General features: G+C 66.7%; 25 protein-coding genes. 12 read left to right on the top strand and 13 right to left on the bottom strand.

Going from position 1 to position 24796, the window contains the following annotated elements; translation table 11 throughout:
- Positions 1–112 precede the first annotated feature (112 nt).
- The 3 genes from LNV28_RS11600 to LNV28_RS11590 form a co-directional block, all read right to left on the bottom strand.
- Positions 113–565, bottom strand: coding sequence for a fasciclin domain-containing protein (locus LNV28_RS11600; RefSeq protein ID WP_263517708.1), 453 nt, complete (start codon positions 563–565; stop codon positions 113–115).
- Positions 566–615: 50 nt separating this feature from the next.
- Entirely contained in the window at positions 616–1569 is a 954-nt protein-coding gene (locus LNV28_RS11595; protein ID WP_263517707.1) for a fasciclin domain-containing protein, read from the bottom strand.
- A gap of 175 nt (positions 1570–1744) precedes the next feature.
- Positions 1745–2806: a fasciclin domain-containing protein gene (locus tag LNV28_RS11590; protein WP_263517706.1), complete on the bottom strand. Its 1062-nt coding sequence runs from the start codon at positions 2804–2806 to the stop codon at positions 1745–1747.
- 229 nt (positions 2807–3035) lie between these two features.
- Between LNV28_RS11590 and LNV28_RS11585 the strand changes: the two genes are divergently transcribed.
- From LNV28_RS11585 to LNV28_RS11565, 5 genes are all read left to right on the top strand, one after another.
- On the top strand, positions 3036–3686 hold the full coding sequence (locus LNV28_RS11585) for a TetR/AcrR family transcriptional regulator (protein WP_263517705.1): 651 nt from the start codon (positions 3036–3038) through the stop codon (positions 3684–3686).
- 164 nt (positions 3687–3850) lie between these two features.
- Complete coding sequence (locus LNV28_RS11580; protein ID WP_263517704.1) at positions 3851–4264, top strand: VOC family protein; 414 nt, start codon at positions 3851–3853, stop codon at positions 4262–4264.
- A 100-nt stretch (positions 4265–4364) separates the two neighbouring features.
- Entirely contained in the window at positions 4365–4595 is a 231-nt protein-coding gene (locus LNV28_RS11575) for a hypothetical protein (protein WP_263517703.1), read from the top strand.
- Positions 4596–4708: 113 nt separating this feature from the next.
- Positions 4709–5395 carry a ribulose-phosphate 3-epimerase gene (gene rpe, locus LNV28_RS11570; protein WP_263517702.1) on the top strand — a complete coding sequence of 229 codons (687 nt, stop codon included), beginning with the start codon at positions 4709–4711 and terminating at the stop codon, positions 5393–5395.
- A gap of 5 nt (positions 5396–5400) precedes the next feature.
- Complete coding sequence (locus LNV28_RS11565; protein WP_263517701.1) at positions 5401–5895, top strand: low molecular weight protein-tyrosine-phosphatase; 495 nt, start codon at positions 5401–5403, stop codon at positions 5893–5895.
- A 34-nt stretch (positions 5896–5929) separates the two neighbouring features.
- Here the strand turns inward: LNV28_RS11565 and LNV28_RS11560 are convergent, their stop codons facing one another.
- The 8 genes from LNV28_RS11560 to LNV28_RS11525 all read right to left on the bottom strand — a co-directional run bounded on the left by LNV28_RS11560 (position 5930) and on the right by LNV28_RS11525 (position 15974).
- Positions 5930–6364, bottom strand: coding sequence for a response regulator (locus LNV28_RS11560; protein WP_263517700.1), 435 nt, complete (start codon positions 6362–6364; stop codon positions 5930–5932).
- 137 nt (positions 6365–6501) lie between these two features.
- Positions 6502–7557, bottom strand: a complete 1056-nt coding sequence (locus LNV28_RS11555; protein ID WP_263517699.1) for an alkene reductase — start codon at positions 7555–7557, stop codon at positions 6502–6504.
- A gap of 111 nt (positions 7558–7668) precedes the next feature.
- Entirely contained in the window at positions 7669–10794 is a 3126-nt protein-coding gene (locus LNV28_RS11550; protein ID WP_263517698.1) for an efflux RND transporter permease subunit, read from the bottom strand.
- Between the two features lie 2 nt (positions 10795–10796).
- The gene (locus LNV28_RS11545; protein ID WP_263517697.1) at positions 10797–12122 is read right to left on the bottom strand and encodes an efflux RND transporter periplasmic adaptor subunit; all 1326 of its coding nucleotides are present in this window, start codon (positions 12120–12122) and stop codon (positions 10797–10799) included.
- A 113-nt stretch (positions 12123–12235) separates the two neighbouring features.
- Positions 12236–13177 (bottom strand): pseudouridine-5'-phosphate glycosidase, encoded by a 942-nt coding sequence (locus LNV28_RS11540; protein WP_263517696.1) that lies wholly within the window; start codon positions 13175–13177, stop codon positions 12236–12238.
- Positions 13174–14304: a PfkB family carbohydrate kinase gene (locus LNV28_RS11535; RefSeq protein WP_263517695.1), complete on the bottom strand. Its 1131-nt coding sequence runs from the start codon at positions 14302–14304 to the stop codon at positions 13174–13176. Before LNV28_RS11535 ends, LNV28_RS11540 begins: the two co-directional genes overlap by 4 nt.
- A 90-nt stretch (positions 14305–14394) precedes the next feature.
- Positions 14395–14706 carry a hypothetical protein gene (locus LNV28_RS11530; protein WP_263517694.1) on the bottom strand — a complete coding sequence of 104 codons (312 nt, stop codon included), beginning with the start codon at positions 14704–14706 and terminating at the stop codon, positions 14395–14397.
- Between the two features lie 122 nt (positions 14707–14828).
- Entirely contained in the window at positions 14829–15974 is a 1146-nt protein-coding gene (locus LNV28_RS11525) for a PEP-CTERM sorting domain-containing protein (protein ID WP_263517693.1), read from the bottom strand.
- A gap of 241 nt (positions 15975–16215) precedes the next feature.
- On the opposite strand from LNV28_RS11525, the gene LNV28_RS11520 reads away from it, so the two are divergent.
- Positions 16216–17247 (top strand): DnaJ-like protein C-terminal domain-containing protein, encoded by a 1032-nt coding sequence (locus LNV28_RS11520; RefSeq protein ID WP_263517692.1) that lies wholly within the window; start codon positions 16216–16218, stop codon positions 17245–17247.
- A 30-nt stretch (positions 17248–17277) separates the two neighbouring features.
- On the opposite strand, the gene LNV28_RS11515 is transcribed toward LNV28_RS11520, so the two are convergent.
- Positions 17278–17937, bottom strand: coding sequence for an aspartate/glutamate racemase family protein (locus LNV28_RS11515; RefSeq protein ID WP_263517691.1), 660 nt, complete (start codon positions 17935–17937; stop codon positions 17278–17280).
- A gap of 96 nt (positions 17938–18033) precedes the next feature.
- On the opposite strand from LNV28_RS11515, the gene gph reads away from it, so the two are divergent.
- Complete coding sequence (gene gph / locus LNV28_RS11510) at positions 18034–18702, top strand: phosphoglycolate phosphatase (protein ID WP_263517690.1); 669 nt, start codon at positions 18034–18036, stop codon at positions 18700–18702.
- Here the strand turns inward: gph and LNV28_RS11505 are convergent.
- A complete protein-coding gene (locus LNV28_RS11505; protein ID WP_263517689.1) occupies positions 18674–19306 on the bottom strand; it encodes a chalcone isomerase family protein in 633 nt (210 codons plus the stop codon). The genes gph and LNV28_RS11505 overlap by 29 nt on opposite strands.
- 462 nt (positions 19307–19768) lie before the next feature.
- Here LNV28_RS11505 and trpE point away from each other — a divergent pair, with 462 nt between their 5' ends.
- From trpE to trpC, 5 genes are read left to right on the top strand one after another with little or no spacing between them, the layout of a single operon-like run.
- Positions 19769–21268 (top strand): anthranilate synthase component I, encoded by a 1500-nt coding sequence (trpE, locus tag LNV28_RS11500; protein WP_263517688.1) that lies wholly within the window; start codon positions 19769–19771, stop codon positions 21266–21268.
- Positions 21269–21853: an anthranilate synthase component II gene (locus LNV28_RS11495; protein WP_263517687.1), complete on the top strand. Its 585-nt coding sequence runs from the start codon at positions 21269–21271 to the stop codon at positions 21851–21853.
- 5 nt (positions 21854–21858) lie between these two features.
- Positions 21859–22887, top strand: coding sequence for a low-specificity L-threonine aldolase (gene ltaE, locus LNV28_RS11490; RefSeq protein WP_411969963.1), 1029 nt, complete (start codon positions 21859–21861; stop codon positions 22885–22887).
- A gap of 12 nt (positions 22888–22899) precedes the next feature.
- On the top strand, positions 22900–23940 hold the full coding sequence (gene trpD / locus LNV28_RS11485; RefSeq protein ID WP_263517685.1) for an anthranilate phosphoribosyltransferase: 1041 nt from the start codon (positions 22900–22902) through the stop codon (positions 23938–23940).
- Positions 23941–23974: 34 nt separating this feature from the next.
- Positions 23975–24784, top strand: a complete 810-nt coding sequence (trpC, locus tag LNV28_RS11480; RefSeq protein ID WP_263517684.1) for an indole-3-glycerol phosphate synthase TrpC — start codon at positions 23975–23977, stop codon at positions 24782–24784.
- Positions 24785–24796 lie beyond the last annotated feature (12 nt).

The following is a 24796-nucleotide window of genomic DNA, read 5'->3' as shown; positions in this document are numbered from 1 at the left end:
ACGACGGTTCTGTGCCGGTTTCAGTCCTCCCCGTGCTGAGGATTGAACAGAAAAACGAAAAACCGCCAAGGTGGTCCATCACCCCTGGCGGTTTTCGCTGCGATGCGCTGTCTTACTTGGGCATGATCACGCTGTCGATGACGTGGATCACGCCGTTGTCGGCGGCGATGTCGGTGGCGGTGACCTTGGCTTGGTCGACCGTGACGCCGCCCATGGTGCCGATGGTCAGCTCACTGCCTTGCACGGTCTTGACCTTGCCGGCCTTGACGTCCTTGGCCATGACCTTGCCCGGCACGACGTGATAGGTCAGCACGGCGGTCAGCTTGGCCTTGTCCTTCAGCAGAGCGTCCAGATCGGCCTTGGGCACTTTGGCGAAAGCCTCGTCGGTCGGGGCGAAGACGGTGAAGGGGCCCTTGCCCTTGAGCGTGTCGATCAGGCCGGCCGCTTGCAGGGCGGTGGCCAGGGTCTTGAAGTTGCCGGCGGCAACCGCGGTGTCGACGATGTCCTTGGCTTGGGCAGACAGGGCGCTCAGGCTCAGGGCGGTGATGGCGATGAAGTGCTTCATGGTGTTGCCTTTGGTGGTGGTGCTTGGGTGGGTGAACGTGTGAATGGGGTTCACTGCTTGGGCAGGATGACCTTGTCGATCAGGTGAACGACGCCGTTGCTGGTCATCACGTCGGTGGCGGTGATGCGGGCTTTGCGGCCGTTGCGGTCGGTGATGTCGAGGTTGGCGTCCACCGTCAGGCTCTCGCCTTGCACGGTGTTGACGGCGGTGCCGATGGGCACATCGGCCTTGAGGACGCGGCCCGAGAGCACGTGGTAGGTCAGCACCTTGGTCAGCAGCGGCTTGTTGGCCAACAGCTGCGCTTTGGTGACGCCCAGCTCGGTCAGCAGCGCGGCGAAGGCGGCGTTGGTTGGCGCGAAGACGGTGAAGGGGCCGGTGCCGCTGAGGGTGGCGCCCAGGTCTGCGGCCTCCACGGCTTCGACCAGGATGCTCAGATCGGGCGTGGCGATGGCCGTTTCCACCAGATTCTTATTGGCGGGCAGGATCACTTTGTCGATCACGTGGATCAGGCCGTTGCTGCCGGCCACATCGGTGGCGGTGATCTTGGCCTTGCGGTTGCGGCCGTCGGTGATCACCAGGTCATTGCCCACGGCATCGACCTTGAAGATGCCGCCCTGCACGGTGCTGATCGCCTTGCCGGCCGGCACATTGGCCTTGGCGACGCGGGCGGGCAGCACGTGGTAGGTCAGCACTGTCTTGAGCAGGTCCTTGTTGGCCAGCAGCTGTTCCTTGCTCACGCCCAGCTCGGTCAGCAGGCCGGCGAAGGCGTCGTTGGTCGGCGCAAAGATGGTGAAGGGGCCAGCGCCCGACAAGGTGGTGGCCAGGTCGGCGGCGACCACCGCTTCGACCAGGATGCTGAAGCGCGCATCGGCCTTGGCCACATCGACCAGGGTTGGTTCCGGCTTGGGTGGCGGTGCAGGGTCATCGCCGCCGCCGCAGGCGCTCAGCATCAGGGCGGCAGAGCCCAGCAGGACCCAAGGTTTCAGCCAATTGATGAGGGACATCGTCGTGCTCCTTACTTGAATTGAACAAAAGAGAGGTTGAGGAACGAGGGCAAAGCCCATGCGAGAGTCAAGCAACAAGACAGGCAGGCTCGCGCCCACCCGGCCTCGCCTGGAAGGCGCGGCTGAAGAGAAAAGGAAAAGTGAGAGGAGATGAACCGCGGCTGCGGTGCCGGCCTCAGTGCGCGTGGCTGCGCGGCGCGCAGGGCGGCGCTCGCCAGAGCGGCAGCGGAATCGCCGTCAGCTCGTCGGCGGCAGCGTTCGCTTCGTGTTCGTCCTGCAGCGAGGGCGGGATCAGCAGCTGCTCCACCTGATGCAAGCGGCCGTTGCGGGCCAGCTGATCACTGCCGGGCAGCAGGGGCTGGAGCTGTTCGCCTTCGCCCAGCAGGCCCAGCGCACTGAAACTCAAGGCCTCGCCGGCTACGGTGCGCAACTGGCCGCCCCAGGGTAGATCGTTCACGGGGCAGTCACCCGGCAGCAGGTGTTGCAGCAAGACCTGGCGCAGCAGCGCCGGCTGGCGGGCCAGCTCGCGCTCGCGCAGGCCCAGCCGCGGGGCCAGGCGTGCCATGCCGGCGTTGCTGGGCGCCAGCACGGTGAAGGGGCCACTGCCGGCCAGCAGCGCGTCCAGGCCGGTGCTGCGAAGGGCGGCCAGGAAATCCCGGTGCTCGGGGTTCTGGGCGAGCAGATCCAGCAGACCCTGCGCCGCTGGCTGCAGCACCCGGTCGATCACATGCAGATGGCGCTGCGGCCCGGTTTGGCGGCTGCTCAGCAGCTGGGCGCGGCGTCCGCTGGCGTCGAGCAGGGTGGGCGCGGTCAGGCTGTCGGAGGCGGGGGCCAGGCGCAGGGCGTGGGCGCCGAGGGTGTCCAGCGCCGCGCCGCGGTGGCTGCGCAGCGCTTGCGCCGTGCAGGGTTGGGGCAGCACATGGCCGAGCAGCCAGCGGCGCAGGCCGGCACGGTCTTCGCAGAACGCCGCCCAGCTGCTGCCGCTTTGTTCCAGCTCGGCCTCGAAGGCGGCAAAGGCGGTGTCCTCGGGCACCAGCAGGCTGAGCTGGCCCTGGGTGGCGGCCGGGTCCAGGGCACGCTCCATGCCGGCCAGGCGCACCGCCTCGCGCCAACGTTCGAGGCGCGGCATGTCGGCTTGGGTAGGCGCGAGCGGCGACACGCAGGCGCTGCTGTCGGGCAACAGCTCGCTGCGTGCCAGGCGTGCCAGGCGGGAGGGATTGATGAGCCAGTTCAACATGGATGGGTCTCCGTGGGCTGTGCTGCGTCTGCGTGCCGGGTGGGTGGGCGAAGGTTTTGCCGAATGTGCTGGGTGTGAGGCCCGTGGGCCGTGAGTGATCTGTACCGCTTGGGATGAAATGTGAACTGAGTAGTTCACAAAGTCAACTGTTGCGTTTAAAAAGTTACGAATTCGGGTGTTTGGAAACGGCGCTGTCGTTTCCGCGGCCGATGGCGCCTAGAATCGCGCCATGGCAAGAGTCTCTTTTCGCGAACAAGTGTTGCAAGTGCGTGAGGACGCCATCGTGGCCTCCGTCAATCGCCTGCTGGCCGAAAAAGGCTTTGACCTGATGACGGTGGACGAGGTGGTGGCCGATGTCGGTATCGCCAAAGCCAGCCTCTACAAGCACTTCTCGTCCAAGGAAGAACTGGCCGCCGCCGCCATGGTGCGCGTGCTGGATCTGGCCCTGGCCGAGGTGGAGCGCTTGCTCCAGCAGCCCGCGGCGCCGCTGGAGCAGTTGCGCGCCGTGGCCCGCTGGACCATGCAGGTGCAGCTGGCGGGCGAGATGCCCTCGTTGCCCTCGCAAAACTCGACGCTGCGCGCCGCCCTGGTGGCGCACAAGGGCTATATGGACCGGCTGCTGCGCCTGTCCGACCTGCTGGGCGAGTGGATCGAAGCCGGTCAGGCCGACGGCAGCCTGCGCGCCGAGCTGCCGCCCGAGGTGCTGCTCTACACCTTGTTTGCTCGCGCCTGCGACCCGGTGCTGGGCCTGCTCAAGGCCGCCGGCCAGTACAGCGATGCGCAGATCATCGACATCCTACTGCTCAGCTGCTTCGGTGGCTTGGCCTCAGGGCAAGAGGCCCCTGCCGCCGCCAGCCCCAAGCGGATGCGCAAGGGCTGAGGCACGCCGCCAGCCGCCGGTGCCGCGCCCGCGGCGGCAATCGCACAAGAGTCTGTGTAAACGGGAGTTGGGCCTATTGCCTTGCATTGCTGTATGAACATACAGTGCTGGGCGCCTTGCTGGCTTTCAGCTTGGCCTTGAAACCCAACGCCAGGAGCCCAACCATGCTGGACCACATGACCTTTCGCGTGCGCGATATCGCCCAAGCCAAAGCCTTTTACGCCGCCGCGCTGGCGCCACTGGGCTACACCCTGGCCCTGGAGGGTAATTTCGGCGCCAATATCGTTGGCTTCGGCCACCCGGACTCCAGCGAACCCGAAGGCAAGCGTACCGACGTCTGGTTCATCGACGGCCCCTCGCCCTACGGCGGCCCGGAGGTGACAACAGGCTGCCACCTCTGCTGGCGCGCCGCCAGCCGGGCGCAGGTCGATGCCTTCTACGCCGCCGCCATCGCCGCCGGCGGCCGCGACAACGGCGCGCCGGGTCTGCGCCCGCACTACCACCCCAATTACTACGGCGCCTTCGTCCTCGACCCCGAGGGCAACAATATAGAGGCGGTCTGCCACCTGCCAGGCTGAGGTCCTTGCAAAGCGTCAGACAATGCGGGTCTTGAAACCGAGTCCAACGCCTGTGTGGGTGTTGGAGCCATGGCCCGCGCGGCCAAGAAAGACCGAGTCGATGAACCGCCGTGTCAGAAGTCTGCTTGCCGGACTGTGCGCCCTGGCCCTGAGCTCCGGCGCTCAGGCCTCGATCCACGCCGACATCGACAATCAGAAGCTGTTGACCTTTCTGCTGGTGGTGCTTGTGATCGCGGTGATCGTCTTCGCCCTGGTGCTGCGCTTGTTCATGAGTCTGGCCAGGAAGGGTCGGGATCTGTTCGCCAAGCCGGGCAGCATTCGTCGGCCCTAGCCGAGCCGGGCTGCGCTGGCGATCTCAAGCGGTACGCGGGCTGAGCCGCCGGCCTTCTACCTTCTAAAATCCCCCATCCGCCCCACCGAGCGCCCGCGCGCCAGCAGCCAGCCATGAGCACCCCTCAATACCGCATCGCCCCCAGCCTCCTGTCCGCCGATTTCGCTCGCCTGGGCGAAGAAGTCCGAAATGTGCTGGCCGCCGGCGCCGACTGGATTCACTTCGACGTGATGGACAACCATTACGTGCCCAATCTGACTTTCGGGCCCATGGTCTGCGAGGCGCTGCGCAAGCATTCGGTCAAGCCGGACGGAACGCCTGCCGCCATCGATGTGCACCTGATGGTCGAGCCGGTCGATGCTCTGGCCGTGGCCTTTGCCAAGGCCGGCGCCGATCTGGTGAGCTTCCACCCCGATGCCTCCAAGCATGTGGACCGCACCCTGCAACTGATCAAGGCCGAGGGCAAACAGGCCGGCCTGGTGTTCAACCCGGCCGAGCCGCTGGATGTGCTCGAGTGGGTGATCGACAAGGTCGACCTGATCCTGATCATGAGCGTCAACCCCGGCTTCGGCGGCCAGAGCTTCATCCCCAGCGCGCTCAAGAAGCTGGAGGCCGCGCGCAAGATCATCGACAAGAGCGGCCGTGACATCCGCCTGGAGATCGACGGTGGCGTCAAGGTCGACAACATCCGCCAGATCGCCGATGCCGGCGCCGACACCTTTGTCGCCGGCTCCGCCATCTTCGGCAAGCCCGACTACAAGGCCGTGATCGACGCCATGCGCGCCGAACTCGCGCGCTGATCGCCGTGCCTGCCGTTCTCTTTGTCTGCACGGCCAATATCTGCCGCTCGCCCATGGCCGAGGCGCTGCTGAAGGCGCGTCGGGCCGGCTTCGGCCCGGGTGCTGATGCGGCCTTTGTCGATGTGGCTTCGGCCGGTGTCCATGCCGGTTCGCGCGGTGAGCCGGCCGACAAACGGGCGGCCGCGGCGCTCGAGCGCGTGCGCCTGGGCATCGACAAGAAGTGGCGATCGCGTCGGGTGCGCACCGAGGATTTCCAGCGTTACGAGCTGATCCTGGCCATGGAGACCGACAACCTGGTCGCCCTGCGCAAGATCTGCCCCCCCGAGCTGCAGCATCGCCTGCACCTGTTCATGGACCTGGTGCCCGGCATGGCCGGCCAGGATGTGCCCGATCCATACTTTGGCCCGGCCAGCGGTTTTGATCAGGTGTTGATGCTGCTGGAGCGCGGCTTGGTAACACTGGGTCAGGCCTGGCGCAAAGGGGCGCTGCCGCGGGCTTGAGTGAGCAAAGACAGCCAAGCCGGGTCGCTTGCGCTCAAGCGACCATGACGTGGCGGTTCTTCAGGACGAGATGAATCTTGTCGCCGATGGTGTCCTTGTTGAAAGGCTTGACCACATAGCCGCTGGCGCCCAGCTGGGCGGCGCGCACGATGTCTTCCTTGCGGCCCTCGGCCGTGACCAGCAGCACCGGCACCTGGCGCAGCGCGGTGCCCTCGGGCTTCTGGCGCAGGGCTTCCAGCAGCTGGAAGCCATTCATCACCGGCATATTGATGTCGCTGAGCACAAAGTGCACCGGCTCGCCCGATTCGGCCGCCAGCTCCAGGGTGCGCAGCGCGACCTGGCCGTCCTCGGCCTCCAGGATCTTGCGAAAGCCCAGCTCGCGCAGCAGGCCCGAGATGATGCGGCGCATGGTCGAGAAATCGTCCACCACCAGAAAACAGAAATCTTCGCGTTTGATCGTCGTGACCATGCCCGGCCGCCCTCCATGGAGTTTCGTCATCCTACCCAGCGGCGCGGACGCTGGTCCCAAAACACAGCGGGCAGCCCGAAGGCTGCCCGCAAATGTGTGGAGTTTGGCTCAGCTCAGCGCGAGCGCCGGAGCCTCACTCAGAGCGTCGGGTAGTCGGTGTAGCCCTTGGCGCCCGGCGTGTAGAAGGTGCTGGGGTCCGGTGCATTGAGCGCGGCGCCGGCCTTGAGGCGGGCCGGCAGGTCCGGGTTGGCCAGGAAGCTGGTGCCGAAGGCCACCGCATCCAGCTGGCCCGCCTCGATGGCCTGGCTCGCCTCTTCGCCGCTGTAACCCATATTGCCGATCAGCACGCCCTGGTACTTGGCGCGGGCCACGGGCATCACATCGGCTTTTTGCACCTGGAAGAAATCGGCGCGCATGACGTGCAGGTAGGCCAGCTTGTAGGCGCTGACCTTCTCGGCCAGGAAGCCGATCCAGCCTACGGGATCGCTGTCGACCATGCTGTTGTAGCTGTTCAGCGGAGACAGGCGCAGGCCCACACGATCGGCGCCGATGGCGGCCGTCACGGCATCCAGGACCTCGAACAGGAAGCGGGCGCGGTTCTCCAGCGAGCCGCCGTAGGCATCGCTGCGCTTGTTGACGCCGTCGCGCAGGAACTGGTCGATCAGGTAGCCGTTGGCACCATGCACCTCGACACCGTCAAAGCCGGCGGCGATGGCATTGCGCGCGCCCTGGGCATAGGCCTCGACCAGGGCTGGGATTTCATCAGCGCGCAGCTCGCGCGGCTGGGCATTGGCTTCCTTGCCATTGGGGGTGTGCACCTCGCCGTCGATGGCGACCGAGCCTGAGGACACCGGGGTCGTGCCTTCGTTCATGGCCGGGTGTGCGGCGCGGCCGGCGTGCCAGATCTGCATGAAGATGCGGCCGCCCTTGGCGTGCACGGCGGCGGTGACCTGCTTCCAGGCTTCGATCTGCTCGGCGTTGTAGATGCCGGGCTCGTTGATGAAGGCCGAGGTGTTGGGGGCCACCATGGTGCATTCGGTGATCAGGAGGCCACCGCTGGCGCGCTGGGCGTAGTACTCGGCCATCAGCGCATTGGGCATGTGGCCGGCGTCCGCGCGGGTGCGCGTCAGCGGGGCCAGCAGGATGCGGTTGGGCAGGGTCAGGGCGCCGACTTGGAGGGCAGAAAAAAGCATGGATGTGTTCATTTCGTTGGCGCTGCCAAAAGCAGCAGGTGCGACAAGGTAGCACCGAGGCAAAGAACTTGCCGCAGCGCGCGTGGTGATTTTGCGCTAGCCGCGCCCGGTTCAGGCCGTGTTTGCATGGGCGTGCGCCGGGGGGGCTGGCGTGTCCTCGACCACCCGGGTGTCTGGGCCCTTGCCGCTGAAGCGGTCAAGGGCCAGGTAGATCACCGGCGTGATGTAGAGCGTCACCGCCTGCGACAGAATCAGGCCACCGACCACGGCCAGGCCCAGGGGCTGGCGCAGCTCGGCGCCGGCGCCCAGGCCCAGGGCGATGGGCAGGGCGCCCATCAAGGCGGCCAGGGTGGTCATCATGATGGGGCGGAATCGCAGGATGCAGGCCTCGCGGATGGCCTGGGCCGGGCTCATGCCGCCGTGGCGCTGCGCCTCCAGCGCGAAGTCGATCATCATGATGGCGTTCTTCTTGACGATGCCGATCAGCATCAGGATGCCGATGGTGGCGATCAGCGTCAGGTCCATGCCGAAGAGCTCCAGCGTGATCAGCGCACCCACGGCCGCCGAAGGCAGGCCGGCCAGGATGGTGATGGGGTGGATGTAGCTCTCGTAGAGCACGCCCAGCAGCACATAGATCACCGCAATCGCCAGGCCGATCAGCAGCAGCTGGCCGCCTTGCGAATCCTGGAACACCGCGGCATCACCGCCGTAGCTGGTGATGATGCTGGCCGGCAGCTGGATCTCCTTGACGTAGCCGTCCAGCTTGGCCGTGGCATTGCCCAGGGGCACGTCGGGTGCCAGATTGAAGGACAGGGTGATGGCCTGCAGCTGACCCTGGTGGTTGACCGAGGTGGGCCCCAGGCCGCGCTGCACGTTGGCAAAGGCCGTCAGCGGCACCAAGACGCCGCCCTTGCCGCGCAGATAGATCTTGCCGAAGGCTTCTTCGTTCAGGCGCTCGCTGTCGGCCGCCTCCATGATGACCTGGAAGGTGTTGCTCTCGGCATAGATGCTGCTGACCTGACGCTCGCCGAAGGCGGCGTAGAGCGCGCTGCGCAGGTCCTGCATCTGCACGCCCAGCACGGCGGCGCGTTCGCGGTCGATGATGAGGTTGGCCTGCAGGCCGCGCAGCTGGGAATCGCTGGTCACATCGCGGAACATGGGGTCGCCGCGCAGCTTCTCCTGCAGCTTGCTGGCCCAGCTGTTCAGCTCGCCGGCCGCCACCGATTGCAAGGTGTACTGGTAGCGGCTCTTGCTCTGCCGCCCGCCCAGTTGCAGGTTCTGCACCGGGCGCAGGTAGACGGCCAGGCCGGGCACGGCGCGCAGCTTTTTGCGCAGGCCCTCGACCACCTCTTTCATCGGCGGGCGCTCGCCGCGTGCTTTCAAGTTGATGAACATGCGACCGGTGTTGACCGCATTGCCGCCGCCACCGCCAGCCCCCAGCGCCGCCGAAACGCTGGCCACGGCCGGGTCTTTGCGCACGATCTCGGCGGCCTGCTCCTGAAGCACCTGCATGGCGTTGAAGGAGATGTCCTCGGAGGCCTCGGTGCTGGCCTGGATCTGGCCGATGTCCTCTTCGGGGAAGAAGCCTTTGGGAATGCGGTCGTAGAGCCAGGCGCTGGCGGCAAAGCTCAGCAGGGCCACGGCCAGCACCCAACGGCGGTGGCGCAGGGCGGTATCCAGGCTGCGGGTATAGGCGCCCAGCACGGCGTTGAAGCCGCGCTCGAACAGGCGGCCGAAGCGGCCTTCCTCCTGCGGCTCGTGGTGGCGCAGAAAGCGGCTGCAAAGCATGGGCACCAGGCTCAGCGAGACCACGGCCGAGACCAGGATGGACAGGCTGACCACCACCGCGAACTCGTGGAACAGCAGGCCGATCACACCCGGCATGAAGAAGATGGGGATCAGCACCGCCACCAGCGAGATCGAGATCGAGACGATGGTGAAGGCCATCTCGCGCGCGCCGCGCACGGCGGCCGCAAACGGCTCCATGCCGTCCTCGACATGGCGGACGATGTTCTCCAGCATGACGATGGCATCGTCCACCACCAGGCCCACAGCCAAGGTGATGCCCAGCAGCGAGATGTTGTCCAGGCTGTAGCCCAGGGCGTAGAGCAGGGTCAGGGCGCCGATCAGCGAGATCGGCAGCGACAGCGTCGGGATCAGCGTCGCCACCGCCTTGCGCAGGAAGATGAAGATCACCATCACCACCAGGGCCACGGTCAGGGCCAGGGTGAAATAAACGTCGTGCAGCGATTCGCGCACCGAGAGCGAGCGGTCGTTCAGCGTGCTCATCTGCACCGAAGCCGGCAGCTGGGCCTGGAAGCGCGGCAGCATGGCCTTGACCGCATCGACCACCTTGACCGTGTTGGCATCGGGCTGGCGCTGCACGGCCAGGGTGATGGAGCGCTCGCCGTTGAAGCTGGCGAAGGATTTGACCGTCTCGAAGCTGTCCTGCACCTCGGCGACATCACGCAGAAAGATGGGCGCGCCATTGCGGCTGCCCACCACGATGGCGCCGAACTCGCGCGCGTTCTTGAGCTGCTTGTTGGCCTGGATGGTCAGGGTCTGGCGGGTGCCGTCAAGCACGCCCACCGGCGTGTTGGCATTGGCGCCGCGGATCGCGGCTTGCAGCTCTTCCAGCGTCAAGTTGCGTTGCTGCAGCAGCTCGGGGTTGACCTTGATGCGCACCGCATAGCGCTTCTGGCCAAAGATGGAGACTTGCGCCACGCCGTCCAGCGTGGACAGGGCCGGGGTGATCAGGTTCTCGGCGAAATCGTTCAGCTCGGACAGATTGATCGAGGGCGAGGTCAGCGCCACCAGCAGCACCGGCGCATCGGCCGGGTTGACCTTGCGGTAGCTGGGCGGCGAGGTCATCTCGGTGGGCAGGGCGCGCAGCGAGCGGAACAGCGCCGCCTGCACATCCACCGCGGCCGCATCGATATTGCGCGAGGGGTCGAACTCCAGGGTCAGCGAGGTCGAGCCCAGGATGCTGCTGGAGGAGATTGCGCTCAGGCCCGCGATGGTGGAGAACTGCTTTTCCAGCGGCAGGGCCACCGAGGAGGCCATGGTCTCGGGCGAGGCGCCGGGCAGGCTGGCCTGCACATTGATGACCGGTGTGTTGTAGGAGGGCAGGGCGGCCACCGGGATCTTGCTCCAGGCCGCCAGACCGGCGATCACCAGGGCGAGATTGAGCAGCACGGTCATGACCGGCCGGCGGATGAAGGCTTCCGTCAGGCGCATGCTCAGGCTCCGGCGGCGGATGCTGCGGATGCGGAAGCAGGCACGCCAGAGGCTGCAGCTGCCGCCGCAGCCCCGCGTTTGCCGCCACCCTGGGCCGGGTTCAGCTGGGCCGGCTGGGGCTTGAGCGGCGTGCCGGGGCGCAGGTTCTGTTTGCCTTCCACCACCACGCTGTCGCCGGCCTTCAGGCCTTCGACCACGATCCAGTCTCCGAAGGGGTAGCGGGTCTGCACCGGGCGCATCTCGGCCGCCTTGTCGGCGCCCACCACGTAGACAGAGCGCTCGTTGCCGCGCTGGATGATGGCCGCCTGTGGCACCACCACCGCGTCCTTGATGGTGCGCAGCGTCATGCGGATGCGCACGTACTGGCCGGGCCAGAGCGTCTGCTGGCTGTTGTCGAATTCGGCCCGCACCTTGATCGTGCCGGTGCTGCTGTCGACGAGGTTGTCGACAAAGCCGAGCTTGCCCTTCAGGGGCTGTTCCTTGGCCGCTTGATCACTGCCCCCGCGCGCGCCGGGCATCAGCAGTTGGGCATCGAGTGCGGGCGGGTTCTTCTCGCCCGGCGCGGCGCGGGTGGCCGCCAGCAGCGATGCCAGCTGGCTTTCCGGCAGGTTGAAGCTCACGCCGATGGGGTTCATCTGCACGATGCTGAGCAGGGGCGTGGCCGCCGCGCTGCCGCCTTGCACCAGGCTGCCCGGGTTGACGCTGATCAGGCCGACGCGGCCGTCCATGGGCGCGCGCAGCTCGTTGTAGCCCAGGCTCAATTCAGCCGTTCTCAGCGCGGCCTCGTCGGCCTGCACGGCGGCGCGTTGCGCTTCCACCGCGGCCTGGCTGCTGTCCAGGGCGCTGGGGGCGATGAAGTTCTGAGCACGCAGCTCCTGGGCGCGCTTGTACTGGCGCTCGGCATCGGCCAAGCTGGCACGGTCGCGGGCCAGCTGGGCGCGGGCGCGCTCGACATTGGCCCGGTCCGGCCGGTCGTCGAAGCGGAACAAGACCTGACCCCGGCGCACCGTGTCGCCGTCCTTGATCAGCACCTCGCGCACCACGCTGCTGGTCTGGGCGCGCAGGTCCACGGTCTTGAGCGAGGCCACGGTGCCGCTGGCTTCCACCGTCACCGGCACGTCCTGCAGTCGGGCGGCCATGACGCCCACGGTTTGTGGCGGGCTCTTGCTGCTGGAGCTGCCGGCTGCGCCGCTGGCCGCGGAAGCGGGGCTGGCAGGCGCCGCGCTGTCGGCGCCCGGGCTTGGTTTCTTGTGCTGCTGGAGGTACCAGCCGCCGCCGGCCAGGCTCAGCAGGACGATGGTGCTCAGGGCGACGGGCTTGAGGCGCATTTCTTGTTCGCTTTCGGCGCAGGCACCTGAAAACGGTGCACTGTGAGAGGGGTGCCGAAGCTTACGCGATCAAGAAATGGCGCGTATTGCTGCTCCGTGAACGGGGATGGGCTTCAGGCCAGGGCTTGCATGGCGCGGGCGAGCTGCGCACCGACACGGGCGTTGTTCTTCACCAGGGCGATGTTGGTGGCCAGGCTGCGGCCTTCGGTCAGGGCTTTGATGCGCGCCAGCAGGAAGGGCGTGACGGCCTTGCCCGTGATGCCTTGCGCTTCGGCCTCTTGCAGGGCTTGGGCGGTGATGGCGGCTATCTCCTCGCGCGGCATGGCCTCGGCCGCCGGCACCGGGTTGCTCACGACCACGCCGCCGCGCAGGCCCAGGTCCCATTTGCAGCGCAGAAAGCGGGCCTGCTCGGCGGCCGTGTCGAGGCGGAAGTCGGCCTTGAAGCCGCTGTCCGGCGTGTAGAAGGCGGCAAAGTGGTCCTGGCCCACGCTGAGCACGGGCACGCCGTGGGTTTCCAGGTACTCCAGGGTCAGGCCGATGTCCAGAATGCTTTTGGCGCCGGCGCAGACCACGGCCACGGAGGTCTGTGCCAGCTCCTGCAGATCGGCCGAGATGTCGAAGCTGGTCTCGGCGCCGCGGTGCACGCCGCCGATGCCGCCGGTCACGAAGACCTCGATGCCGGCCAGCTCGGCGCAGATCATGGTGGCCGCCACCGTGGTGGCACCGATGCGGCCGCTGGCCAGCACAAAGGGCAGGTCACGGCGGCTGACCTTCATCGCCTCAGGCGAGCGGCCCAGCAGCTCCAACTCGGCGTCGGACAGGCCGATGCGGATCTTGCCGTCCAGGATGGCGATGGTGGCCGGCACGGCGCCCTCGGCGCGGATGAGGGCCTCCACCTCGCGGGCAGTCTGCACGTTCTGCGGGTAGGGCATGCCGTGCGAAATGATGGTGGACTCCAGGGCCACCACGGGCTGGCCGGCGGCGCGCGCGGCGGCCACTTCGGCGGAGAAGACCAGGAAATCGGCGGAGGGGGTGGTGCGGGAGATGGAGTTCATGCGTGTGGCTTCGTGAAATCTTCTTGCTCTTGCAGCAGCGCGGGGCTGAGCTCGGGGTGAACGGTGTGGGGGCTTTGCACGGTCAGGGCGGCCAGGCGCAGGCCCAGGCGGCAGGCACTGGCCAGACTGGCCTCGGCTTGCAGCAGGCCGGCACAGACGCCGGCGGCCAGGGCATCACCGGCGCCGGTGACATCGCAGACCGGCACGGCCGGGGCACGCAGATGCAGCGGGGCCTGGCCGGCCTCGCTGCAGATCAAGCCGGCCTCGCCCAGGCTCAGCACCAGCTGGGGCAGGCCGCGGGCATGGAGCTCGGCCAGGGCCGGGGCCAGGGCGGGCAGGGGCTGCTGAGGGTCATGGGCGGGCAGGGCGTGTCCGAGCAGGGCCGCCAGCTCGCCGCGGTTCAGCAGCAAGGTCGTCAAGCCTTGCAGCTGGGCCGGCAGATTGCGCATCTTGGCCTCGGAGACCGCCACGGCCAGCAGGCGCCGGCCCGGGTTCTCTTGCGCTTCGCGCAGCAGCAGGGCGATGCTCTCGGCCGGCAGATTGAGGTCCAGCACGATCAGGCGCGCCTGCTGGCGCTGGGCGCAGCTGCGGCGCAGAAACTCCGGGTCCAGGCGCTCGGCCAAGGGCATGGCGGCCAGGGCCAGTTGCATCTCGCCGGCCGCATCGAGCACGGCGGTGTAGCTGCCCGTCGGTGCGTCCGCCGCGCGCAGCGTGCCCTGGGTGGACAGGCCCACGGCCGCCGCTTGCGCCAGCAGGGCCTGGCCGGCGGCGTCCTCGCCCACGGCGGTGATCAGCTGGGTGGGCAGGCCCAGGCGGGCCAGGTTCTCGGCCACATTGCGCGCCACGCCGCCCAGGCTTTCGCTCATCACGGCCGGGTTGGAGCTGCCCATCTGCAGCGCGCCCAGGGTGCGCAGTTTGCGGTCGATATTGGCGCCGCCGATGCACAGCACCGGCGCCTGCTGCGGCAGCACATAGGCGCGGCCGAGGATGCGGCCCTCGCGCGTCAGCGCCGCGATATGCCCGGCCACGGCCGAGCGCGACAGGCTCAGGCGCTCGGCCAGTGCCTGCTGGCTGATGAAGGGGTCTTGCTGCAGCAATGCCAGCAGCAGCTCTTTTTTGCTGTCCATGCCGGCATTTTAGACAAATGTCTTATTAAAAGACAAATGTCCGATCCGCCGCAGCGCCTTCACCGGTTCACTTGTTCACTTCTTCACCGCCTAGTTGGGGCAGACGCGTTCGCCCGTGCTGCGGGTGAAGCACAGATCGCCACGCTCGGCGGGGCGCTTGTCCTTGCCGTCTTCGTGTTGCTTGCGCACTTGCTCCGCCTGGCGCTCGGTGCTGCGCACCCGTTCCAGGCAGCTGTTGCGTTCGCTGTTGGCCACCAAGGCCTGGCAGCGATCGCGCTCATGCTCCAGTCGCAGGTCGTAGGCCACCTCGCCCACGGCGGTGCAGGCGGCCAGAGGCAAAGCGATCAGGCTCAGCAGGGCTCGGCGCAGCTGCGGCGAAGAGAGCAAGGCAGGGGAGGGCATGGTGGGCAAGAAGAGATGCAGCGAAGCTGCGCAGTCTGCCGGCTTCTTCAGCAGGCAGCCAGCCCTCTGGCGTGGGTGCCGCGCGGCAGGCCCGCTCGGGTGCTTGCCCTGCTACGCTGACTTCAGCTCGCCTTCCGACGGCGTAGCAAGGCCAAGCCTGCCAAGCCGCAGAACATCAGCAGCCAAGTCTGCGGCTCGGGCACCGGGGTCAGCAGGAAAGCATGGGTCTGGCCGTTCAGCGTGATGCCATTGCCGACGATCTGGCCGGAATCGTTCAGCGCGGTCGCCACTTCCAGGTAGGCAAAGCCCGCGCCCGCAGCATTGACCAAGGCGTTGAGGTCCAACAAGGTGCTGCCGTTCCAGAGCATGGCGTGCTGGACGGTGTCGCCCGCCAAGTACGAGCCGCCCACCACGAGACCGCCGGTGTTGATGGCGCGTGCGTCGCTGTACTGGCCGCCCAAGGTGCCCAGGTCCAAGACTTGGCCGTTGCGCCACAGCGTGGCGTGCGAGATGTTGGGGTTGCCGTTCAGATCGCTGGCGCCGACCACATGGCCGGCACTGTTGATGCCGGTGGCCCAGCTGAAGCTGCCACCCGCCAGCGTGCCCAGATCGCTGGCCTGGCCGGCGGCGTTCCACAGGGTGGCGCGGCTGGTCACGTCCGCGATGGTGAGGCTTTCGCCCACCGCGAGGCCCGCGTCATTGAGGCCATAGACAAAACCCTGGCTGCCACCCAAAGAGGGCAGCAGCTGCTTGGTGTTGCTGGCCGACCAGCGCGCTGCCTGGTTGTTCTCATGGCCGCCGATCACGCCGCTGTTGTTGATGGCATTGCCGAAGCTGAAGGCCAGTCCCGTACCCAGGTCGGTGCTGGCCGAGTTGCCCAGCTGCCAGCGCACGGTGTGCACGGCCGCCTGGCCGGCGGTGTAGCTGGTGCCGGCGATCTGGCCAGCGTTGTTGATGCCGCCGGTGTAGCTCGTGAAGCCGGTGTTGCCCAGGGGGAGTAGCGGACTCATGCTGCCGGCGTTCCAGACAAAGCCGTACTGGCGCGAGGCGCCGTTGTCGAAGGCGCTGCTGATGCCCACGACCTGCCCTTGGGCGTTGATGCCGGTGGCCTGCGAGAAGAAGCCACCGGGGCCGCCTCCCAGATAGCCCAGGTCGAGCAACTGATAACTCTGTGCCTGCGCGGCGCTGCTGGCTGTGCCGGCCAGTGTGGCCGCCAGGGTCCATGCGGCCAGGCCAAAGAAAACTGAGCGGTTCTTCGTTTTCAACATGATGCGAGCCTCCCTGTGCGGCCCTGTTTGCGCAACGGACGTGACGCAGGGCAAAGCCAGAGGCATGGTCGCGGCGCGGCAGGCCAGGGTCAAGCCTTGCCGGTCTTATTCACGCGGTCAGGCCCGATTTGAAACACTTTCCTGGGACCCCGCCCCGGTCCCTGGCTTGGGTGGATACTGCCGTGCATCGCGCCTGAAGCGGCATGACGCCGCAACTGCGCAGAACATCAAGGAGTGTGTCGTGAGTGTGTTTCGGAGTCTGTTTTTCCTCTCGCGCAGTCTCTGGCTGGCTCTTGCGCTGATGCTGGCACTGCCCGGGCCGGCTGCCGCCGAGCGCGGCGAAGATGACGGCGACTATCAGATCCTGCAAGCCAGCTACGGCACGGCCCTGCGTCATGTTGACGTCACCCAGCGCCTCAAGGAACTGGCCCGGCAGGATCGCCGTTTCAGGCTGGTCAACGAATTGTTTGGCGTCGACCCTGCGCCTGGCGAAACCAAGACCTTGCGCATTTACACACGGGGCCGCGACGGCGATCAGCATGTCTTCGAATACCGTGAGCACGGGGAAGTAGACGGCAGTCAGTTCACCGGCTGGGGCGGCGGCAATTGGGGACAGGGCGGCTGGCAAGGCGGTTGGGGCGAAGGGCCCGTGCGTCCGGGGGCGTCGGCGTGGGGGCACGGCCACGGCCAGAGCGGCCAGAACAGCGATGACGGCGAGTACCAAATCCTGCAGGCCAGCTATGGCACCGAGCGGCACCATGTCGATGTGACGCCGCGCCTCAAGCAATTGGCCCGCCAGGACCGGCGATTCAAGCTGGAGAACAATGTCTTCGGTGTCGACCCGGATCCCGGTCGCAACAAGATCTTGCGCATCTACGCCCGCGGCCGCGACGGCCAAACGCGCATCTTCGACTACCCCGAATACAGCCATGTGGACGGTAACCAGTTCACCGGCTGGGGCGGCGGCAACTGGGGCCATGGCGGTTGGCAGGGCGGCTGGGGTCAGGGCGCCGGCAATGACAGTGCTTACAACCGCGGCGATCTGCGCATCATCAGCGCCCGCTACGGCGTCGGCCGTCAGACCCGCGATGTGACCGACAGCCTGCAGTCTCAGATGCGCCGCGACCGTCTTGATGTCGAGGTCAGCAATCGCCTCTTCGGCTTTGACCCCGCGCCGGGTGAGCGCAAGAGCTTGTGGATCAGCTACTCGGTCGGTGGCGGCCGGGCGCAAGAAGTTCGGGTCGAAGAGCGCGATCGCGTGCGCTTGCCCTGACTCCGACCTTCAGCGCTTGAGCCTTGGGACTCAGCACCGCAGCAGGGCCAGCACCCGTTCCACGCCCAGGCTCGGGCTCGACAGGATGGGCACCCGATAAGGCATCAGCGCTTCCGCAGCGGCAGCCATAGAGGCCTGGGCCAGCACCACCACATCTACCGGTCGAGCGTCCGCGCGCAGGGCTGCGACGATGGATTCGAGGTAGGCGGCATGCTCACCGCGCTGGAACAGCGCCCATGCCTGTGGCAGGGCCAGAAAGTCAAGTGTCACCCTGCGCTGTAAACGTGCTGCCGAATCCTCGATGAGGGCGGCCGTTGGATGCAGCGTGCTCTCGAGCGCAGCGACCACCAGCACGCGCGGTCCTTGCAGAGCCGCGCTGTCGGCCATGGCGCGGTCGATGCGTGCGGCATGGCGTCCGGCGCCCAGTGGCGTGCGTTCGGCCGCGCCACCCAGGGTTGAGCAGGTGCAGACCACGACCTGCGCTCCTGCAGCCGCCGCCTGCCGCATGGCCGTCTCGACGCGTTCGACAATGTGGGGCGAATCAGCGCCCAGTGTTTGTGCATCGCTCAACAGTGCAGGGTCGACATGGTGCGCCACGGGCAAGCCCGGCGCGCGTGCCTGAACCAGTCGATCAAAGGTGGCGATGTGGACGGGCGAGGTGTGCAGAAAGGCGAGTGGCGCGTGTGTCATGGGGCGAGTGTGCCCTTGTCGGCAAGGGCGGATTCTGCGCGGCGATATGCTTGGCGCTCATCTGATCGCCTGATTGCTGAATCTGTGCCCCAATCCATGACTCTTCCTGCCGCCTTCATCCTCGACCTTGATGGCACCCTGGTCGATACCCTCGGCGATTTTGTCGCGGTCCTGAACCGTGTATTGACGGAGTTAGGCCTGCCTGAGGTGCGGCGCGCTTTTGTCGAACGCACGGTGGGGCAGGGCAGCGAGCATTTGATCCGCAGCACTCTGGATCATGTCGGCGCCGATCCGGCCCAACTCTACGAGCAGGCGTGGGCGCTGTACCAGGCGCATTACCGTGAGCTCAACGGGCAGTTCTCCGAGGTGTACCCCGGCGTGCGCGAAGGCCTGACGCGGCTGCGAGCGACCGGGCGACCCATGGCCTGTTTGACCAACAAGCCAGCGGCATTCGCGCGTGAGTTGCTGGCGCGCAAGGAGCTCTCAGGCTTCTTCGATTTCGTCTTTGGCGGCGACGACTTCGAGCGCAAAAAGCCCGACCCCTTGCCCCTGCTCAAGACCTGTGAAGCCTTGGGAACGGCGCCGGCCGAGACCTGGATGATTGGCGACAGCAGCAACGATGCGCGCGCCGCAGCGGCGGCCGGCTGCCCGGTGTTGCTGCTCAGCTATGGCTACAACCATGGCGAGCCGATCACAGCGCTGCCCGCTCTGCAGCACCTGGACCGGCTCGATCAGATCAGCCTCGCTCCCGCAGCGAGCGCTTGACGCCGAGCAGGGCCTCTTTGAGCTGGTCATCGGCCGGCGCCTTGCCCAGCCAGATGCGCAGCAGGGCACTGAAGAATTCGGGTTCCTTGATCGGCGCGCCCATGGGCTTGCCGTTCAGGAAGACGGTGGAGCCGGTGCCGGGCACGTAATCGACCCAGAAATATTCGCCCGTGGTCAGGCTCTTGCGGGTGGAGAAGATCTCGGCCACGCGCAGCACGCCGTTGATGGCTTTGCCGAATTCTTCGCGCGAGGCGTTCTGTTCCATGCCCTTGGTGAAGAGCTTGCCGAGCTCATTGCCGTCCACCTCGCGCAGCATGACCAGATGGATGCGCTTGGCGCCGGGTGCGGCCAGCACCGCGTCGGCATTGCTGGTCTTTTCGGCCATGTAGAGGCCGGCGGTGTAAACCTTGAACACGGCCTTGTAGCGGATACCTGCGCCGTTGAGCTGCAGCTTCTGGCCGCCGACGTCGGCCTGGGCTTCGTACTTGACCCCTGCCAGATCCACTGTCTGCGCCTGAGCGCTGCTGCCCGCGGCTGAAAGAAAAAGGCCGGCCAGTGCAAACAGGCCCGTGGCCAAGCGGGCCTGAAGAGAAATTCCACGCATTCGTCTTGTCTCCGTTGTCTTTGTTGTGTTCCGCTTTGCTGTCCCGGAGGTAAGCAAAGGTAAGCGGCAGTATGGCCGCAAGCTCAAGACTCTGCCAACGCCTGTTTGAATGGGGCTGCTACACTCGAACGCACTATGTTCATCACGCGCAAGCACATCAAGGGGTCGCACGACCGGGGAGCCTGGCCCTGGCGTTGCCCGCTCGCCTTCCTCCGCTGAAGAAGACGCCGCTTGGCCTGCTGCTTGCCGCAGGCGTGATGTTCGGGCCGCCATGCGCGCCGCTCGCCACACCATGCCTGACCATGGCCTCTGAATCGACGTTGCTCTACGTGCGCCCAAACCTGGGTGTTGCCTGTCGTTGATCCAGCCCCAGCGCCCGTCGTCTCTTCTTTGTTGATGCGCCGCGCCACCGCCACCCCCTGAATCCCGGTGCGCGTCGCCTGCCTGCAAGGGTTTGACGTGATGATCACTGAACTTGAATTCCAAAGCCTGGCCAGCCTGGGCTACAACCGCATCCCGCTGATCAGCGAGGCCTTCGCGGACCTGGAGACCCCGCTGTCTCTGTACCTGAAACTCTGCTCCGGCGCTGGCGCCTACGGCGGCAACTCGGGCAAGCACAGCTTTCTGCTCGAATCCGTGGTCGGTGGCGAGCGCTTCGGGCGCTACTCCTTCATCGGCCTGCCCGCCCGCACCGTGCTCAAGAGTCATGGGCGCAGGACCGAGGTGATCCGCGACGGCGCTGTGATCGAGACCCATGAAGGCGACCCGCTGGCCTTCATCGAGGCCTACCAACAGCGCTTCAAAGTGGCCCTGCGCCCCGGCATGCCGCGCTTTTGTGGCGGCCTGGCCGGCTACTTCGGCTACGACGCGGTCCGCTACATCGAGCCCAAGCTGGCCAAGACCGAAAAGACCGGCGGTCTGGACACGCCCGATGTGATGCTCTTGCAATGCGAGGAGCTGGCAGTCATCGACAACCTCTCGGGCCGGCTCTACCTGATCGTCTATGCCGACCCGGCCCAGCCCGAAGCCTTCCACAAGGCCAAGAAGCGCCTGACCGAGCTGCGCGACAAGCTGAGCTACAGCGTCAGCGCGCCCCAGGTGAAGCGCGGCCAGGCGCACCCGGTGCAGCGCGAGTTTGCGCGCGCCGATTTCGAAGCGGCCGTGCTCAAGGCCAAGGACTACATCGCCGCCGGCGACTGCATGCAGATCGTCTTCGGCCAACGCCTGTCCAAGCGCTACACCGAGTCACCGCTGAGCCTGTACCGCGCCCTGCGCTCGCTCAACCCCAGCCCCTATATGTATTTCTACGACATGGGGGACTTCCAGATCGTCGGCGCCTCGCCCGAGATCCTGGTGCGGCATGAGCGCACGGCCGAGGGCCAGCAGGTCACCATCCGCCCCTTGGCCGGCACGCGGCCGCGCGGCGGCACGCCCGAGCAAGACCTGGCCCTGGAAGCCGAGCTCAAGGCCGACCCCAAGGAGCGCGCCGAGCATCTGATGCTGATCGACCTGGCCCGCAACGACCTGGGCCGCATCGCCGAGATTGGCTCGGTCAAGGTGACCGATGCCTATGCGGTGGAGCGCTACTCGCATGTGATGCACATCGTCAGCAACGTCGAAGGCCGGCTGCGCGAGGGCTTGTCGAATATGGATGTGTTCCGCGCTGCCTTCCCGGCCGGCACGCTCTCGGGCGCGCCCAAGATCCGCGCCATGCAGATCATCGACGAGCTGGAACCGGTCAAGCGCGGCATCTACGGCGGCGCCTGCGGCTACCTGAGTTTTGCCGGCGATATGGACCTGGCCATCGCCATTCGCACCGGCATCGTGCAGGATCAGACTTTGTACGTCTCGGCTGCGGCCGGCATCGTGGCCGACTCGGTGCCCGAGCTGGAGTGGAAAGAAACGGAAGCGAAAGCCCGCGCCCTGCTGCGCGCCGCTGAACTGGTTGAGGAGGGCTTCTAAATGCTGCTGATGATCGACAACTACGACAGCTTCACCTTCAACCTGGTGCAGTACTTCGGCGAACTCGGCGCTGAGGTCAAAGTCGTTCGCAATGACGAGATCACCCTGAACGAGATCGAGGCCTTGCGTCCCGATCACCTGGTGTTCTCGCCCGGGCCGTGCTCGCCGGCGGAAGCTGGCATCTGCGTGCCGGCCATCCAGCATTTCGCCGGCAAGCTGCCCATCCTGGGCGTGTGCCTGGGCCACCAGAGCATGGGGGCGGCCATGGGTGGCAAGATCATTCGCGCCAAGACCCAGATGCATGGCAAGGCCAGCATCATCAGCACCGATCAGAAGGGCGTGTTCCAGGGCCTGCCGCGTGATTTCAGCGTCATCCGTTATCACTCGCTGGTGATCGAGGAGGCCACGCTGCCCGCAGTCTTCGACATCACCGCCCGCAGCGAGGACGGCGAGATCATGGGCGTGCGTCACCGCGAACTGGCCGGCACGGCCACACCGATGGAGGGCGTGCAGTTCCACCCCGAGTCCATCCTCAGCGAGCATGGCCATGCCATGCTCAAGAACTTTCTCCAACTGGCCCTTTGAGCACCATGAGCACTGTTGTCGATCTTCGCAGTGATACGGTGACTCAGCCGACGGTCGCGATGCGGGCTGCCATGATGGCGGCTCCATTGGGTGACGATGTGTTTGGCGATGACCCCTCGGTCAATGCCTTGCAGCAGGCTCTGGCCGAGCGCCTCGGCTTTGAGGCGGCACTCTTCATGCCCACCGGCACGCAGAGTAATCTGGCGGCGCTGATGGCGCATTGCCAGCGCGGCGAGGAGTACATCGTCGGCCAGTTCGCCCACACCTACCGCTGGGAAGGCGGCGGTGCGGCCGTGCTCGGCTCCATCCAGCCCCAGCCGCTGCCCCACCAGGCCGATGGTTCGCTGTCGCTGGCCGACATCGAGGCCAATATCAAGCCCGATGACGCTCACTTCGCCCGCACCCGCTTGCTGACGCTGGAGAACACCATCGGCGGCAAGGTGCTGCCCCTGGACTACCTGGCCGCGGCCTCGGCTCTGGCGCAGAAACATGGGCTGACGCGCCATCTGGACGGTGCGCGCCTGTTCAATGCCGCGGTGGCCGTGGATGCCGCGGATCCGTATGCCGCGGCCCGGCGCATCTGCAGTCATTTCGACAGCGTCTCGGTCTGTTTTTCCAAAGGTCTGGGTGCGCCGGTCGGTTCGGTGCTCTGCGGCTCGGCGGCGCTGATCCAGCGCGCGCACCGCTGGCGCAAGATGCTGGGCGGCGGCATGCGGCAAGCCGGTGTGCTGGCGGCTGCGGCTCACCACGCGCTGGACCATCACGTCCATCGCCTGGCCGAGGACCATGCCCTGGCTCAGCACCTGGCCCAAGGCCTTCAAGGCATTGCGGGCTTGAGCGTGGAAGCGCCGCAGACCAATATCGTTTTTGTGGATGTGGCGCAGGGCGAGCGGGCTGCCGGCTTGTTGCCTTATCTGAAGTCGCGCGGCGTGCTGGCCACCGGCCTCTATCGCCTGCGTTTTGTGACCCATTTGGATGTGGATGCGGCCGGTGTGGACCACGCTGTGGCGGCCGTGCGCGAGTACTTCGCTTGAGAGGAAATTGAGATGCCGATCACCGACACCGAAGCCCTGACCCGCGTCATCGAACACCGGGAAATCTTCCACGACGAAATGCTGACCCTGATGCGCCGCATCATGGCCGGCGAGATGTCGCCCGTGATGGCCGCTGCCCTGCTGGCCGGCCTGCGGGTGAAAAAGGAAACCATCGGCGAGATCACCGCCGCCGCGCAGGTGATGCGCGAGCTGTCCAACAAGGTGCCGCTGGAGCCTGCCCTGCACCCGCATCTGGTCGATGTGGTGGGCACGGGCGGCGATGGCGCCCACACCTTCAATATCTCGACCTGCTCGATGTTCGTGGCTGCGGCCGCCGGCGCGCAGGTGGCCAAGCATGGCAACCGCAGTGTCTCCAGCAAGACCGGCAGCGCCGATGTGCTGGAGCAGTTGGGCGCCAACATCATGCTCAGCCCGGCCCAGGTGGCCGAGAGCGTGGCGCAGACCGGCATCGGGTTCATGTTCGCGCCCAACCACCATCCGGCGATGAAGAACATCGCGCCGGTGCGCAAGGAGATGGGCGTGCGCACCATCTTCAACATCCTGGGCCCGCTGACCAACCCGGCCGGCGCGCCCAACATCCTGATGGGCGTGTTCCACCCCGATCTGGTCGGCATCCAGGTGCGCGTGATGCAGCGCCTGGGCGCCGAGCATGCGCTGGTGGTTTACGGCAAGGACGGCATGGACGAGATCTCGCTGGGCGCCGCCACTCTGGTCGGTGAGCTGAAGAACGGCGAGGTGCGCGAGTACGAGATCCACCCCGAGGACTTTGGCCTGGCCATGGTGTCCAACCGCAGCCTGCGCGTGGCCGGCCCTGAGGAGTCGCGCGTGATGTTGCTCGGCGCCCTGGCCAACGAGGACGGCGCTGCGCGCGACATCGTGCTGCTCAATGCCGGCGCCACCCTGTATGCCGCCAATGTGGCCAGCTCGATCGCCGACGGCATCGCCCGCGCCCGCGCGGCCATTGCCAGCGGCGCGGCCCGCGCCAAGCTCGACCAGTTTGTGGTGGCGACTCAATCGCTCGGCCGCAGCTGAGCACCCTCGCATCTTCCATCTGCCGATTCCCACCATGTCCGACATCCTCCGCCGCATCGTTGCGGTCAAACATGAAGAGCTGGCCGTGTTGCGCCGCCAGCGCTCGCTGGCCAGCCTGCGCGAGGAGGCAGAGAGCGCCGAGCGCCGCGCTGACCTGCGCGGCTTCGAAGCGGCGCTGCGCGCCCAGATCGTCGCCGGCAATCCCTTGAAGGGAAGTGCCGTGATCGCCGAGATCAAAAAGGCCAGCCCCAGCAAGGGCGTGCTGCGCGCGAACTTCGAGCCTGCCGCCATCGCGCAGAGTTATGCCCGCCACGGCGCCGCCTGCCTGAGCGTGCTGACCGATGCGCAGTTCTTCCAGGGCTCGGTCGCCTACCTGCAGCAGGCCCGCGCGGCTTGCGCGCTGCCGGTGCTGCGCAAGGACTTCATGGTTGACGAGTACCAGGTCTTTGAAGCGCGGGCCATGGGGGCCGATTGCATCTTGCTGATCGCCGCCTGCCTCGATGACGCGCAGATGGCCGATCTGGAGGCAGTGGCGCAAAGCCTGGGCCTGGCCGTGCTGGTCGAGGTGCACGACGGTGTCGAGCTGGACCGAGCCCTGCGCCTCAGGACCCCGCTGGTCGGCATCAACAACCGCAATCTGCGCACGTTCGAAGTCACGCTGGATACGACCTTGGGCCTGCTGGACCGTGTGCCGGCCGAGCGCCTGCTGGTGACCGAGTCCGGCATTCTGGCTGCGGCTGATGTGCAGACCATGCGCGCCGCGAACGTGCATGCCTTCCTGGTCGGCGAGGCCTTCATGCGTGCGCCCGATCCGGGTGAGGCGCTGGCCGCCTTGTTTGCCTGATGACTGTTTTTG

It is taken from the genome of Paucibacter sp. DJ2R-2, assembly GCF_025717675.1.
Classification (GTDB): domain Bacteria; phylum Pseudomonadota; class Gammaproteobacteria; order Burkholderiales; family Burkholderiaceae_C; genus Paucibacter_A.
Note: the sequence above shows the minus strand (reverse complement) of the source record. Positions and strands in the feature narration are given on the sequence as shown.

Coding starts and splice junctions, on each gene's coding strand:
- LNV28_RS11595 (WP_263517707.1), bottom strand. CDS start 1,569: ATGTCCCTCATCAATTGGCTGAAACCTTGGGTCCTGCTGGGCTCTGCC.
- LNV28_RS11530 (WP_263517694.1), bottom strand. CDS start 14,706: ATGCCCTCCCCTGCCTTGCTCTCTTCGCCGCAGCTGCGCCGAGCCCTG.
- LNV28_RS11515 (WP_263517691.1), bottom strand. CDS start 17,937: ATGACACACGCGCCACTCGCCTTTCTGCACACCTCGCCCGTCCACATC.
- gph (WP_263517690.1), top strand. CDS start 18,034: ATGACTCTTCCTGCCGCCTTCATCCTCGACCTTGATGGCACCCTGGTC.
- LNV28_RS11550 (WP_263517698.1), bottom strand. CDS start 10,794: ATGCGCCTGACGGAAGCCTTCATCCGCCGGCCGGTCATGACCGTGCTG.
- LNV28_RS11575 (WP_263517703.1), top strand. CDS start 4,365: ATGAACCGCCGTGTCAGAAGTCTGCTTGCCGGACTGTGCGCCCTGGCC.
- ltaE (WP_411969963.1), top strand. CDS start 21,859: ATGAGCACTGTTGTCGATCTTCGCAGTGATACGGTGACTCAGCCGACG.
- LNV28_RS11600 (WP_263517708.1), bottom strand. CDS start 565: ATGAAGCACTTCATCGCCATCACCGCCCTGAGCCTGAGCGCCCTGTCT.
- LNV28_RS11560 (WP_263517700.1), bottom strand. CDS start 6,364: ATGGTCACGACGATCAAACGCGAAGATTTCTGTTTTCTGGTGGTGGAC.
- LNV28_RS11525 (WP_263517693.1), bottom strand. CDS start 15,974: ATGTTGAAAACGAAGAACCGCTCAGTTTTCTTTGGCCTGGCCGCATGG.
- LNV28_RS11585 (WP_263517705.1), top strand. CDS start 3,036: ATGGCAAGAGTCTCTTTTCGCGAACAAGTGTTGCAAGTGCGTGAGGAC.
- LNV28_RS11495 (WP_263517687.1), top strand. CDS start 21,269: ATGCTGCTGATGATCGACAACTACGACAGCTTCACCTTCAACCTGGTG.
- LNV28_RS11505 (WP_263517689.1), bottom strand. CDS start 19,306: ATGCGTGGAATTTCTCTTCAGGCCCGCTTGGCCACGGGCCTGTTTGCA.
- LNV28_RS11555 (WP_263517699.1), bottom strand. CDS start 7,557: ATGCTTTTTTCTGCCCTCCAAGTCGGCGCCCTGACCCTGCCCAACCGC.
- LNV28_RS11535 (WP_263517695.1), bottom strand. CDS start 14,304: ATGGACAGCAAAAAAGAGCTGCTGCTGGCATTGCTGCAGCAAGACCCC.
- trpD (WP_263517685.1), top strand. CDS start 22,900: ATGCCGATCACCGACACCGAAGCCCTGACCCGCGTCATCGAACACCGG.
- LNV28_RS11545 (WP_263517697.1), bottom strand. CDS start 12,122: ATGCGCCTCAAGCCCGTCGCCCTGAGCACCATCGTCCTGCTGAGCCTG.
- rpe (WP_263517702.1), top strand. CDS start 4,709: ATGAGCACCCCTCAATACCGCATCGCCCCCAGCCTCCTGTCCGCCGAT.
- LNV28_RS11590 (WP_263517706.1), bottom strand. CDS start 2,806: ATGTTGAACTGGCTCATCAATCCCTCCCGCCTGGCACGCCTGGCACGC.
- LNV28_RS11580 (WP_263517704.1), top strand. CDS start 3,851: ATGCTGGACCACATGACCTTTCGCGTGCGCGATATCGCCCAAGCCAAA.
- LNV28_RS11540 (WP_263517696.1), bottom strand. CDS start 13,177: ATGAACTCCATCTCCCGCACCACCCCCTCCGCCGATTTCCTGGTCTTC.
- trpC (WP_263517684.1), top strand. CDS start 23,975: ATGTCCGACATCCTCCGCCGCATCGTTGCGGTCAAACATGAAGAGCTG.
- trpE (WP_263517688.1), top strand. CDS start 19,769: ATGATCACTGAACTTGAATTCCAAAGCCTGGCCAGCCTGGGCTACAAC.